Here is a 13,917-nt window from a genome sequence, read left to right on the forward strand (position 1 = left end):
TTTACTAATTATCTTTACATTTGGGCAATATTTGATAGAAATTAATGACTCTCACCAGGAAAAGAATAGATGAAGATTTGGTAGAAAGGCTTCGTAATAACGATGAAGAGGCTTTATCTATTATTTACAAGGAATATTGGGAAATAATGTATTTGTCAGCTTATAATCTATTGAAAAACAGGGCTGTTAGTGAAGATGTTGTTCAGGAAGTATTTTTTTCTTTTTGGCAAAAACGAAGTACATTAGAAATTAAAGTATCTATTAGAAGTTATCTTTATACGAGTGTCACTTATAAGGTCTACGACTATTTTAGAAAAAACAAAAAAATGATAAAAGAGGAGCTTTTTCAGCATTTTGATGAGAAAGTTCAAGCTCTAACTCCAGAAACTAAACTTATCCATAAAGAATTAGTTGATTATATCGATTCGTTAATAACTCAATTGCCTCCAAAACGTCTGGAAGTATTTAAATTAAGTAGAGAAGAGCAGTTATCTAATCAAGAGATAGCGAAACGATTAGGTATTTCGAAGCGAACTGTCGAAGGACACATAACAAAGGCGTTGATATTTTTAAGAAGCTCACTTGGGGTTCATATAAGTATTGAATTTCTATCCTTAATTTCCAATCCCTGAACGATATTATTTTTTAAACTCAAAAAAAATAAGCACAGAGTAGGTGTGCATCATTCTTTTTACGACATGTATATAAAGGGGCGTAATAAATGATGAGATTAAAACCTAAACAATACTTTATAGAATTATTGAATAAACTTTATGATGGTTCAATTACTAAAAAAGAACTTGAAAAGCTATCATATTTTTTTCACAATAATCAGGAACTTAAAAGTTGGCCTGAACATTTTGGCTCAAAAACTGAAATAGAAGAAAGAATCTTCAGCAGGCTACAATCTGATATACACAAAGAATCATCTAAAGAGATTCGGGTAATCCCACTTTATAAAAAAGCGATTTTTAAATATTCCGTTGCGGCGTCCGTTGTTTTTTTAATTTCACTAACGTATTTTTTCAATAGAAATAATAGTACGCCATCTATAGTTAGCCCGACTATCGTTGAGGAAAACATTAAACCTGGTACTGATAAAGCGACCTTAACTTTGGAAGATGGTTCTGTAATAGAATTGGATAAATCACAGATGTACCAAAATAAAAATGTAAGGAGTAATGGGAGTCAAATTGTTTATGAAACTAATGATGAAGCAACGAACGAGATAGTATACAATTACTTAACCATTCCAAGAGGGGGGGAGTATCACATAATCTTATCAGATGGAACCCAAGTCTGGCTTAACTCTGAATCGCAATTAAAATACCCAGTTAGTTTTATTGAAGGAGAAGTTAGACAGGTTGAACTTGTTTATGGAGAGGCATATTTTGATGTGTCCTCCAACATAGATCATAACGGGACCAAATTTATAGTAAATAATCAATCTCAGAAGATTGAGGTTTTGGGCACTGAATTTAATATTAAAGCGAATAAAAATGAGATGAATATCTATACCACTTTAGTGGAAGGTGAGGTGATAATTAATGCGATTGGGAGTAAGCAAAAATTATTGCCTAATCAACAATCAAACCTGGATATTGAGAATAAAAATGTGACAATAGCAGATGTTGATGTAATTCCCGAGATTTCTTGGAAAAACGGATTATTTATTTTCAGGAACAAATCTCTAAAAGAAATTATGAGAGTTATAGAAAGGTGGTATGATGTTGATATTGTTTTTGTTAATAAAGACTTGGAATCTGTAAAATTTAGAGGAGTTATAAAGAAACAGGTGAGCATAGAAGAGATTTTGACTATTATGAAGTCCAGTTCGATAAATAGTTACGATATAAATAATAGAACGATAATACTTAAATAAAACCTAAACTATACCTACTGAATTGCAATATTTATTGAAGAACAGTTGTCTTGATAACCTAGAAATACAGAAAAAAAATAAACATTTAAATATTTATTAGCCTATGAAGTAAAAAAACGATCAAAAAAAGGAAGATAAAGCTCAACTCGACAAAGTAAAAGACTCTATCTCCCTACGATTATTATTAATTAAAAAAATTTAACTAACAAATAACAAGCAAATTTATGGAAAATAAATTAACTAACACAGACTTTCTTATATACAGAAAGCGGCTCTTATTATTTATTATGAGGACATTCATTTTCTTATGTTGTGCAACTTTCTTTGCACTAACCCCTAATAATATTGTATCCCAGAATTCTAAAATTAAAATTGAGGAGGATAAAACGTTAACTGTAGACGAGGTTTTTGATTTAATTATGAACCAAACGGATTATATATTCTTTTACGAAGAAGGATTATTTAAAGATTTTCCAAAATTAAGTTTAAAGAAGGGGACAATAAGAACAAATAGATTATTAAGCAGGAGTTTGGCTAAAGGAAATTTAGACATTACTGTTACTGATAATAGAGGAATTGTTATAAAGAAAAAATCTTTAAAAATTGTAAAGAAAGAACAGGAGAATCAAGTCTCAGGTATGATTACAGACTCAAATGGTGTCCCTATTCCTGGCGTTAATATTCTGCTTGTTGGAACAAATAAAGGAACTCAAACAGATTTTGATGGAAAATACAAGATCAGTGCTAATGATGGTGACGTATTACGTTTTACATTTATTGGGTATAAAAGTGTAGATATTACTGTTGGGCCTCAAGCAGTTTACGATTTTGCTATGCAGGAAAGTGTTAGCAATTTAGAAGAAGTGGTAGTTGTTGGGTATGGTACTCAAAAAAGAACTACAGTAACTGGAGCTATTACTACAATTAACGCTAAGGAATTAAAAACTGTTTCTGCTCCAAATGCTGCAATTGCCCTACAAGGTCGTGTGCCTGGTTTACAGATACTTAGTAGACCTGGCCCATTAGCTGGCCCTAGATATTTCCAATTAAGGGGAATTGGCTCTTTAGGTGTTGATAGTTCTCCATTGGTATTAGTTGATGGAGTACCTGGTGATATTAATTCAATTAATCCTGAGCAAATTGAAAATATTTCAATCTTAAAAGATGCTGCCACTACAGCAATTTATGGAGCTTCGGCTGCAGGGGGAATCATTTTAATCACAACCAAGAGCGGAAAAAGTGGGAAAATAAATGTTGATGTTAAAATTAGACATGGAATTAATGATTTTGTAAACCTTTTAGAGCCTTTAACAGCTAGAGAACAAGGACTGTTAGTAAATGAATCTAGAATTAACGCTGGTCTTTCTCCTGCTTGGACTCCTCAACAAATTGAAGGTTTAGGAGCAGGTACTAATTGGATAAAAGCTGTTACACGATCTGGAATGGTGAATGAAGCTAATTTACAAATATCCGGGGGAAATGATACTTCTAGATTTTTGTTAGCGTCTAATTATGTAAAAGAAGAAGGCGCACTTATAGGTAATTGGGTAGAGCGATTTAATACGCGACTTAAAGTAGATTTTGACTTGACAAGTTGGTTTAAATTAGGACTTAATGTTTTTGGGCAACATCAAAGAGGAAGAGGAGGCGCTAATTTTTGGAGCGCGGTGGAATATTCTTCTATTATACCAGAATTTTTGCCAGATGGAAGATATGGAATTATAGACCCAACTATAGGAGGAGGTACATCTGGAGGTCAATCTGGAGGAGTAAACCCAGTACAGGCAGCGCTTGATGATAAATTTAGAGGGACATCTAATTTCGATCCATCATATAACCTAAATACCATACTTACCGCAGAATTAAAATTCACCGAGTTTTTAAAATTCAATACAATTGTTAATTATGGGTATAATTTTCAATATAGAAAATCATTTTCCCCAGATTATAAAATATATGATGCTGGAGGAGAAGCAGGTGGAAATTTGATTTTTGAGAGAACACCCGAAAATAGAAGAGCAAGTGCTGGATTTGATTATGCACATAATTGGGGTCAACAAAGTTTTTTTTCATTTAATAAAATATTTAATGATGTTCACGATGTATCTGCAATTGTTGGTTTTCGTTCTTCTGAAAGTAACCAAGGAGCCAGAATTACTGCATCTAGAAGAGACTTCGCAAACAATGTTGTGCAAAATGTAGGACAAGGTAGTGGTGTTGGACAATCTGGTGGTGGATTTGACTATAATCCAACGACCAGTTTCTCTTATTTTGGAAAAATTGCTTATAGCTATGATAATAAATATTCATTTGAAGGATCACTGAGTAGAGATGGTTCTGATAGGTTTGGTCCAAAAAATAAATTTGGATTATTTGGAGGCGTAGGGGCTTCTTGGCGTATTTCTGAAGAAGATTTTTTTAAAGAATTAGTCGGCGACAACATATCGCAAATGAAATTTCGTGCTAATTACGGGGTTGTAGGGAATGACAGAATTGGTCAATTTTTATATTATTCAAAGATAAATATTAACGGTAATGCTTATCCATTTGGGAATCCTCCTTTGGCAGCTTCTGCTGGTGCATATCAAGATGATGATGTGCTTCCAAATGAAAGCGTTAAATGGGAAACATTAAAATCCCTTAATATTGGAATGGATGTTTCTTTTTTGAAAAACTGGAATTTAAGTTTTGATTGGTATGATAAAACTACAGAAGATTTATTGTATAGAGTCCCAGTATCTTCAACAACAGCATTCTCGTCACAATGGCAAAATATTGGAAAACTTTCAAATAAGGGTATTGAAATATCATTAGGCTTTAATAAAACATTCAATAAGGATTTAGATATCTCATCTCGAGTAATATTTTCTAAAAACAAAAATGTAGTTAAAGAATTATTTAACGGAAGGGAGCGAATTGATGGGCGTCAAACTGCCATTGTTGTTGGCAAATCGGTAACTTCAATATTTGGATTAAAAGTACTGGGGATTTATGAAAGTCAAGCAGAGGTAGACGCTTCTCCTCATTTTGGTAATCCAGGACCTGGTGATTTTATTTATGAGGATAAAGATGGTGATGGTACAATTACTCAAAAAGATTATCAAGTTTTGGGAGATGCTGTTCCTAAAGGTTCTTTTTCATGGACTAATAAAATAGCATATAAGAATTTCGATTTGGGAGTTCATCTTACAGTAGACTATGGAGCACAGACATCACAATGGGGTGAAGGAAAATTTCAGTTATCATTCTTAAATAGAAATAATTTAAGATACATAGTTGGTAGATGGCGTGGACCAGGAACAAGTACTAACATTTCGAGAGTACAAGCAGGTAATTTTTATAACGTTAGTGGATCTAGAGCACCAGCTTCAAATTTTGTTTCAGACTCAGATTTTATGAGAATTAGGCAAATCGAATTGGGATATAATTTACCCGATTATGTATTGGATAAACTTGGTGTTAAATCTTTGAGGATTTATGGAAACACAACCAACCCTTTTACATTTACTAAATTGTATGGGTGGGATCCAGAATCGGGGCGTTCTAATCAACGTGGTGCAGAATCCCCTATATATAGAACCATTAATTTTGGTATTAATCTCAATTTTTAAAAAAGAATAATTATGAAAAATAATAAATATATTTTATTTACTCTCATGGCAATAATTGTCATGGCAGTAACTTCTTGTCATGACGATTTTTTAGAAGTGCCGCCAAACACAAATTTACCGAATGATGAATTTTGGAAAACTTCCAATGACGCTGTTTTTGGTGTAAATAGTATCTACCTAACACTAGCAGAAGGTTCTTTTCCGCTATTTGGTACATATGGAGGAACTTTGAGATGGATAGATGTTTTATCGGATGATGCTATGTGGACATCAAATGCCACGGCTACTGCTTCAGGAGCTTGGGGTAATATGGCTAACGGAATTGATCTGGCGGGAGATTTTGGTAGTTATTCTAATAGAACATGGACTTCATTTTATAAAATGATAAGTAGGGCCAATAATGCCATAACAAAAATTGAAGGCATTGATATGGATACAGACCTTAAGAAAAGACTGATTGCAGAAGCTAAATTTTTTAGAGCCCATGCTTACCATAGATTATCTATTTATTATGGAGATGTACCCTTGTTACTTTTGCCTTTTGAAGAAGAAAACCCTGTGCCAGCAAGGGACCCTTACACCGAGGTTAGAGCGCAAATAATAAAAGACCTTACTGAAGCTAGTGTAGATTTGCCAGTTTCTTATGGCAATGCTGATTTAGGTAGAATAACAAAAGGAGCTGCTTTAACAGCCTTAATGCAGGCCAATATGTATACAGAAAATTGGGCAGAAGCTACGACAGCCGCAGAAGAAGTTATGAGTCTGGGTGTATATCAATTATTGCCAGATTTCTCCGATTTATGGATACATGGTAATGAGGAGACCGTAGAATCTATTTGGGAAGTTCATTTTGGTTCAGATACTGGTGGAAATCTTGCGTTTTTTGGTGTTAGTGATTTTCCTTCAACTGCTGGAGGAGGTGGAGGTTTTACTGGCTGGGGAGGATTTTCCACCCCTCAACAACAGTTGGTTAATGAGTTTGAAACAGCTATAGATAATGATAATGATGGTGTTATAGATATAGCGACGCCATTTGACTCATCGAGTATAGGTAGTTTGTTTGATACAAATCAATATGTAAACAGAGATCCACGTTTGGCAGCTTCAATTTGGTATAATGGAGCTGACTATTTTGGAGTACCATATGATCCTGACTTTGCTACCCAAAATAGTGGCTATCACTGGAAAAAAGGAAACGCTTCGCCAGCAGCAGATTTTCCAAATGGTAGACCTGAGTATAATACAATTATTTATCGTTATGCATATGTCCTTTTAGGTTTTGCCGAATCCAAGAATGAAGTTTCTGGTCCAGATGCATCTGTATATAGTGCTATAAACCAAGTTCGTCAAAGAGTTAATATGCCAGAGTTAGCTACAGGTTTAAACCAAGATCAAATGCGCGAAGCTATTCGTCATGAGCGTAGAGTGGAGCTAGCAGGTGAAAATCACCGTCATGAAGATTTAAGACGTTGGGGACTATGGAAGCAAGCTATTGAGAATAGAGGAATTAATAACGGAAGACAACAAGGTAGTGTGACAATTGCTCCAGGACATGAACTTTTTCCTATTTCACAAGGAGAATTGGATGCTAATCCAAATATGGTTCAAAACGAAGCGTATAAATAATTAAATTTATAAATTTTAATATTATGAAAAAATATATAATAGTAGCTTTTATTTTGGTTTGTTCTTTAGGGGTATTATCCTGTTCAAAAGCAGAAGAGCATGACTTGGAATATGAATACCCTACAATACTAACAATTGCGGGAAGTAACAATATAACAGTTGGAGCAGCTGGATTTACCACAGATTATTATACCTATTATTTAGGGTCTTCGGTTACGTTAACTTGGACGTCTTCTTCTCCAACAGATGTTACAATTACTCAAATACCTGAAGATTCTACAGGTGCAACATTCTTCTTTAAACCCAGTGCAGCAGGAAAAACGATAACAGTTACTGTTACGGCTTCCAATGGTGTTGTGGGAACTAGAGAAGTGACGGTCAATTAATGATTTGTATAATAAACTCGTTAATGATTTTTTGAATATGTCAAAGCGAGGCCATCTAAAAACAGATGGTCTTGCTTATTTTATTCTTTATGAGGTAATACTCCGAGGCTTATCTCGTTGGTAAATACAATCAGTTTAAAAACGAGAATTCCTTAAAATCACCAATATTCTAAAGGGTGAGATTGCAACAAGAAAGTGACTTTAAAAATAACAGACGCAACCAATTGACCGAGAGTAAGCCATGAATCCATATACAGTTTAGTGCACAAGCGTCATTCAAGGAAAATACAGTGTTGTTTAATTTAAAAATAGAAAGATGAATAAAAGTTTATCTATACTTAGAGTTTTATGTATGAAATCAGCACTTATTTTGTTGTTAATTAATATAGTTAACAACAAAATTAGTGCACAGGAAGTAAAACCATTAAATCTTAATAAACCAGAAATAGAACAATGGTTTACAGACCTCGGATTTGGAATGTTTATCCACTGGAGTATGGATGTTCAGCTAGGTATGGTTATAAGTCATAGTATGGTTGGTGCATCGGAAGATTACCTTAACAGGTATATAAATGAACTTCCAAAAACCTTTAATCCTGAAAATTTTGATGCTAAACAATGGGTTAATGCGGCTAAGTTAGCTGGAATGAAGTACATTATTTTTACTACAAAACATCACAATGGTTATTGCATGTTTGAGACCAAGACAACCGATTTTGGAATAATGAATAGTCCCTATGGTAAAGACGTCACAAAAATGATTATCGATGCATGTCGAGAGGCTGGTTTAGCTGTAGGGATATACTTTTCTCCTGATGATTTTTATTTCCTTTATACACAAGGAACGCCAATTTCAAGAACACGAAAGGAGGCTCTTGCAAGTGGTAATCCTGAATTAAATGAATATGCTAAAAAGCAAATAAAAGAGTTAATGACACAGTATGGTAAAATTGATATTGTATTTCTCGATGGTACAGATCAATTTAGTAAAACCGAGTTAGCCAAATTATGTTGGGAAATAGATCCGGATGTAATGGTCACTCGTGGTGCAATTAATACTCCCGAGCAAGGATCTCCTAATAATCCCATCCCACCCCCTTGGGAAGCATGCATTACCTTAGGTCATCAGTGGCAATATCGACCAACAAATGAAACCTATAAAACTGCTAAAGACGTTATCCTTAAGTTAATCGATATAAAGGCAAAAGGAGGCAATTTTCTCTTAAATTTTGGCCCTGATGCCTTAGGTGATTTTCCTACTGAACAAATGAAAGTATTGAATGAAGTTTCTTTATGGAAGTTTATCAATCAAGAAGCGTTTCATCAAACAATTCCTAATCAAAAAAAGATAAAGGATGATAATATGTGGTTTTTAACATCAAAAGACAGAAAAACGGTATACATATTTATTAATGAAGATCAATGGAGGTTTGGCGAACGAAAGGTATTTAACATTGAAGGATTTAGTGCAACTAAAAAAAGCCAAATTTCTGTTTTGGGTCACAATGGAAAAGTACTCGAGTACCAGAAAAATGTAAACCCTGCTCCTTCTGTTAAACATACATCTGAGGGCATTGAAATATCTGTTACACGATCTCAAAGAATTTATAACGATCATAAATGGAATAATCCAATCGTAGTAAAATTAACAGAATTGGATATAAATGAATAAATACCAGTGCACAACAATGAATATAGATCATTAGCGGATAGTGTCAAATTTAAGCAAGTTATAAGGATTTGCCACGAAAGTACTTCGATATACTAACGCCCTATATTCAAACCATTAACAAATAATAAAACAAAATGAAACGATTTTTTTGCATACTTACCTTATTGCTATTTGAATATACATTCAGTGGTGCACAGGAATTAATTGTTACCCCAACTGCAAAGCAGATGGAATGGGCAGATGCTGAAATAGGAGTGATAATACATTATGACTTGGTGACTTATGATCAAGATTATGTATGGTTTAAACAATGGGATTATGATCCAGATCCATCAATTTTTAATCCCACTTCTCTAGATACAGATCAATGGGTTTTAGCAGCAAAAGCAGCTGGTGCTAAATATGCTCTGTTAGTAGCAAAACATTGTGTAGGATTTTCTTTGTGGCCTACCAAAGCACATGATTATAGCGTAGCAAGCACACCTTGGAAAAATGGTAATGGCGATCTAGTAAGAGACTTTATAAACTCTTGCAAAAAATACGATGTTAAACCTGGGCTGTATTATAGCGCGGCTGCAAATGGGTATTTGAAAGTCAAAGGCCCTGGGGTGCCAGTTCCAGAGAGTTCAATTTCTCAGGAAGAATATAATAGAATTGTTGAATTACAACTAACAGAACTTTGGTCAAATTACGGTGATTTATTTGAAATATGGTTCGATGGAGGACTTCTACCTCCTGATAAAGGAGGCCCTAATGTTATTCCTATCTTAAAAAAACATCAACCTAACGCTATTGTTTTTCAAGGTCCTAGTGATTTTAATAATCTAATTAGATGGGTCGGAAATGAAGAAGGTTTAGCACCATATCCGTGTTGGTCTACTGTGAATTTTAAAACGAGACCTTCAGGAGTTATTGATGTTTCAGAATATAGTGGTAATCCTAATGGGAAAAGTTGGATTCCTGGAGAGGCGGATCTACCGATTAGAAATTCTTCTACTTTACAAGGTGGATGGTTTTGGGAAAAAGAGCAGGAATCTTCACTAAGACCCCTGGAAGAAATGATAGATATCTATTATAAAAGTGTTGGAAGAAATACAAATGTTCTATTAGGAATAGTGGTAGATGATAGAGGTCTGGTTCCAGAAGCAGATGCCTCTTTATTGAAAGAATTTGGAAAGTCAATTAACGGCATATTCTCAAAAACACTGGCAGAAACATCAGGCGAAGGAACCGAATTTATTCTTGATCTGAAAAAACCAACTAGCATAAACAATGTACTCTTAATGGAGGATATAAATAAAGGAGAACGTGTAAGAGAATACACTGTAGAAGCGTTTAAAAATGATCAATGGATTACCCTTTGTAAAGGAGAATTAATAGGACACAAGAGATTAGAGCGTATCGAAAACATTTCGGTTTCAAAAATTAGAATTTCTATCAATAAATCTATAGCTAAACCTCTAATGAAAAAAATCGCATTGTATTAGAGACTGGTAAACATTTGCTAACAAAAAATATAATGCATTTGGCAGGTAGTACAAAAGTTAGAGATAACTCAATAAACATCGTAGTAAATTGAAGGACTTGAGTGTTGAAATGCCAACGTCCCATATTCAAACCGTTAATTACAAGAAACGAAATAATAAAAAAATGAAACTTTATCTTAAGAATACTTATTAAAACAGACATAATGTATAGAAAATATATGATAGTAATTCTAACTGTAATTTTAATAATAAATGCACAGGCACAGGAGATGTATAATAATGAGAAAAGTTCATTGGTTGCCTCAGAAGAAAGGATCTTGGTAGAGCAATTAGAATTGGACACTAATAGAATTACAGATAATATCCTCCCCATAATTCTCGAAAACGCACATTTTGATAGAAATTCTCTGATTACTTTCGGTAAGCGTTATACGACAGCTTATAAAACATTAAATAAGAATGATGAGCCTAAGCCAAGTAACAAACCGGATTGGTTGTTAGATGGTACGTCATACAAAGCCAATGTGTATAAAGGGAAGCGTAGTGACGAAATCATAATGTCTAACGGGTTGCTAAGAAGAGTTTTTAGAATAAAACCCAACGCCGCGACCGTAAGATTGGATAATCTTGTAACGGGAGAGTCGTTGCTTAGGGGCGTGAAGCCTGAGGCTATTGTGAAAATTAATGGTATAAACTATGAGATTGGAGGTCTTAAAGGGCAACCTAATTACGCCTTTCTAAAGGAAGAATGGTTAGATGGGATGACTTCTGATGCTTCTGCCATGAAATTTGTAGGTTTTAAAATTAGTAAGCCAAAAAAACCATTTGGATGGAAACGTTTTGGGGCTCATAATACAGATGCAGAGTGGCCTCCTAAAGGGGTTCACTTGCAAATGGATTATGCTCTGCCAAGCGATGAAGATCTTATAAAAGGCACTAGTATTTTACCAAGCAGTTACGGAAGGCAACAGCTTTATAAAACAAATTTTAATACTTTAGATGATGGTTGGAGAACACATTACTCTTCCTCTCATGAGCGTTCTTCTTTTGAGAATGAAGGAAAAATTGGAGAAATCTATACACCTCAAAATACTACAGTTTATGTAGAGCGAGTGCTAAATGCTGATACTAGAATTATTGAAGCAACATTTAATGCCGGAACAGATAAAACCAAAGATTATGGACCAGGTATTGCGCTTGTATGGCCAGACAAAACGTTAAAATTTTATTTACGCCCAGGACCCAACATAGAAGGTATACCAACATTTGGACTTTGGGATGGTAAGCGTCATAATTATGCTGTTGGGGGACAAAAACCTTTCGATATAAACCAGCCATGGACGTTACGCTTAAGGATAGCAGATGATGGTGTATATTGTGAAGCTAAATCTAAAGATGGAGAGTGGCGAACATTGCAAAAATTACCCACTTTTAAGACCATGCCTTCAGAAGTACGTATAGGAAAAACCAATGCAAAAGGTATTGGGGAGGATTTAAAAGAATCTCAGGGAGAATTAGCACGCCTTCAAGTAATGGATTTTTCACTTTACGGTGTACTAAAATCTAATAATAAGTCTGCTTTAAAATCAGGTGATCTAACTGTTTCAGTTCATTACGAACTTTATGATGGTATTCCGGTTATGGGCAAATGGTTAACACTTAAAAACAATAGTGATAAGGAAATTACTGTAGATAAATTTACAAGTGAAATCATCGCAGCTATCGAATATACTTCTACAGTTAATATTGATGGTATGCCAGATGCTTATCCCAATATTCATGTAGAAACCGATTATGCCTTTGCTAGTATGAATGTAGAAGGTGCTAATAGGCATGTGGTAAAATGGTTAACAGATCCAGATTATGCAACACAAGTCAATTACCTCAGGGTAACACCTTGTTTGCTTAATGTCGGTCCAGAATTAGGGCCAGATCGAAAGGTTAAGCCTAATGAAACATTTAAAACATTTAGAACATTTGTTTTACCACATGATAGTTTCGATAGGGAGCGCCAAGGTCTCTCCATTAGAAAAATGTATCGAACGTTAGCACCTTGGACGACAGAAAATCCATTAATGATGCACGCACGTTTTTCAGATTGGGATCGGGTCAAGCTTGCAATAGACCAAGCTTCAGAGGTAGGTTTTGAGATGGTTATTCTTACGTTCGGTAGTAGTTTTAATATGGAAGATGATAGCCCTGAATATTTGGTTAAAATGAAAAAATATGCCGACTATGCCAAAAGTAAAGGGATCGAAATTGGGGGATATTCGTTGTTGGCTTCACGTAAAGTTGGGGGCGGTAATGATGTGGTCATGCCTCCCGGAAGGCGACCTAATTTTGGTAACTCCCCTTGCTTAGAAAGCTCATGGGGACAAGATTATTTTAGAAAACTATACAATTTTTATAAACAAACAGGTTTTAAGTTGCTAGAACACGATGGTTCATACCCAGGAGATATATGTGCTTCTACAGAACATCCTGGTCATAATGGTTTGGAAGATTCTAGGTGGAAACAATACGAAAAGATTTCAAAATTCTATCAATGGTGTAGAGAACAAGGTATAGTTCTTAACATACCCGATTACTATTATTTAGCAGGAGGGAATAAGTGTGGTATGGGATATCGCGAGGTTAACTGGAGCCTCCCCAGAAATCAACAACTGATTCATGCTCGTCAAAATATATACGATGGCACATGGCAAAAAATGCCTAGTATGGGCTGGATGTTTGTACCATTAACAGAATATCATGGTGGTGGTGCGGCGGCTACTATCGAGCCTTTAAATGAACACTTAGACCATTACGAGTCTATGATGGTAAGTACTCTGGGTGCTGGTGTACAAGCATTTTACCGTGGCCCAAGACTTTATGATACTAACAAAACCAAAACCATGGTTACTAATGTGGTTAATTGGTTTAAGGAACATCGCGAAGTTTTAGAGGGCGATATCATTCACCTTAGAAGACCGGATGGTCAAGATTTGGATTATTGGCTAAGCGTAAACCCACAAAGTAAAGAAAAAGGCATGTTAATGGTCTATAATCCTTTAAAAGAAGCTGTTGTAAAGAAAATAAAAGTGCCTCTTTATTATACAGGATTGAAAGACAGGACCGTAATTAAATCAAAAGAAGGCTTGTTAAAAACTTATACTTTAAATAGGGATTATTCAATAGAAATCGAAGTAAAAGTACCAGCTAATAGTTATACGTGGTATGTAATGGAATAACTATAAAATTTTTAATTTGATAA

General features: G+C 34.7%; 8 protein-coding genes. All 8 read left to right on the forward strand.

Annotated features, from left to right (window positions below; all coding sequences use genetic code 11):
* Positions 1-44 precede the first annotated feature (44 nt).
* The 8 genes from Q4Q47_RS14870 to Q4Q47_RS14905 all read left to right on the forward strand — a co-directional run bounded on the left by Q4Q47_RS14870 (position 45) and on the right by Q4Q47_RS14905 (position 13,894).
* On the forward strand, positions 45-632 hold the full coding sequence (locus Q4Q47_RS14870) for an RNA polymerase sigma factor (protein ID WP_303307422.1): 588 nt from the start codon (positions 45-47) through the stop codon (positions 630-632).
* An 89-nt stretch (positions 633-721) separates the two neighbouring features.
* The gene (locus Q4Q47_RS14875) at positions 722-1,882 is read left to right on the forward strand and encodes a FecR family protein (RefSeq protein ID WP_303307423.1); all 1,161 of its coding nucleotides are present in this window, start codon (positions 722-724) and stop codon (positions 1,880-1,882) included.
* A 287-nt stretch (positions 1,883-2,169) separates the two neighbouring features.
* Positions 2,170-5,493: a SusC/RagA family TonB-linked outer membrane protein gene (locus tag Q4Q47_RS14880; protein WP_303307424.1), complete on the forward strand. Its 3,324-nt coding sequence runs from the start codon at positions 2,170-2,172 to the stop codon at positions 5,491-5,493.
* Between the two features lie 12 nt (positions 5,494-5,505).
* Positions 5,506-7,119 (forward strand): RagB/SusD family nutrient uptake outer membrane protein, encoded by a 1,614-nt coding sequence (locus tag Q4Q47_RS14885; protein WP_303307425.1) that lies wholly within the window; start codon positions 5,506-5,508, stop codon positions 7,117-7,119.
* A gap of 23 nt (positions 7,120-7,142) precedes the next feature.
* Complete coding sequence (locus Q4Q47_RS14890) at positions 7,143-7,505, forward strand: hypothetical protein (protein WP_303307426.1); 363 nt, start codon at positions 7,143-7,145, stop codon at positions 7,503-7,505.
* A 352-nt stretch (positions 7,506-7,857) separates the two neighbouring features.
* On the forward strand, positions 7,858-9,177 hold the full coding sequence (locus Q4Q47_RS14895) for an alpha-L-fucosidase (RefSeq protein ID WP_303307427.1): 1,320 nt from the start codon (positions 7,858-7,860) through the stop codon (positions 9,175-9,177).
* A 134-nt stretch (positions 9,178-9,311) separates the two neighbouring features.
* On the forward strand, positions 9,312-10,664 hold the full coding sequence (locus Q4Q47_RS14900; protein WP_303307428.1) for an alpha-L-fucosidase: 1,353 nt from the start codon (positions 9,312-9,314) through the stop codon (positions 10,662-10,664).
* A 218-nt stretch (positions 10,665-10,882) separates the two neighbouring features.
* The gene (locus Q4Q47_RS14905) at positions 10,883-13,894 is read left to right on the forward strand and encodes a hypothetical protein (protein WP_303307429.1); all 3,012 of its coding nucleotides are present in this window, start codon (positions 10,883-10,885) and stop codon (positions 13,892-13,894) included.
* The last annotated feature ends 23 nt before the right edge of the window (positions 13,895-13,917 follow it).

The organism is Flavivirga spongiicola, from assembly GCF_030540825.1.
GTDB classification, from domain to species: Bacteria; Bacteroidota; Bacteroidia; order Flavobacteriales; family Flavobacteriaceae; genus Flavivirga; species Flavivirga spongiicola.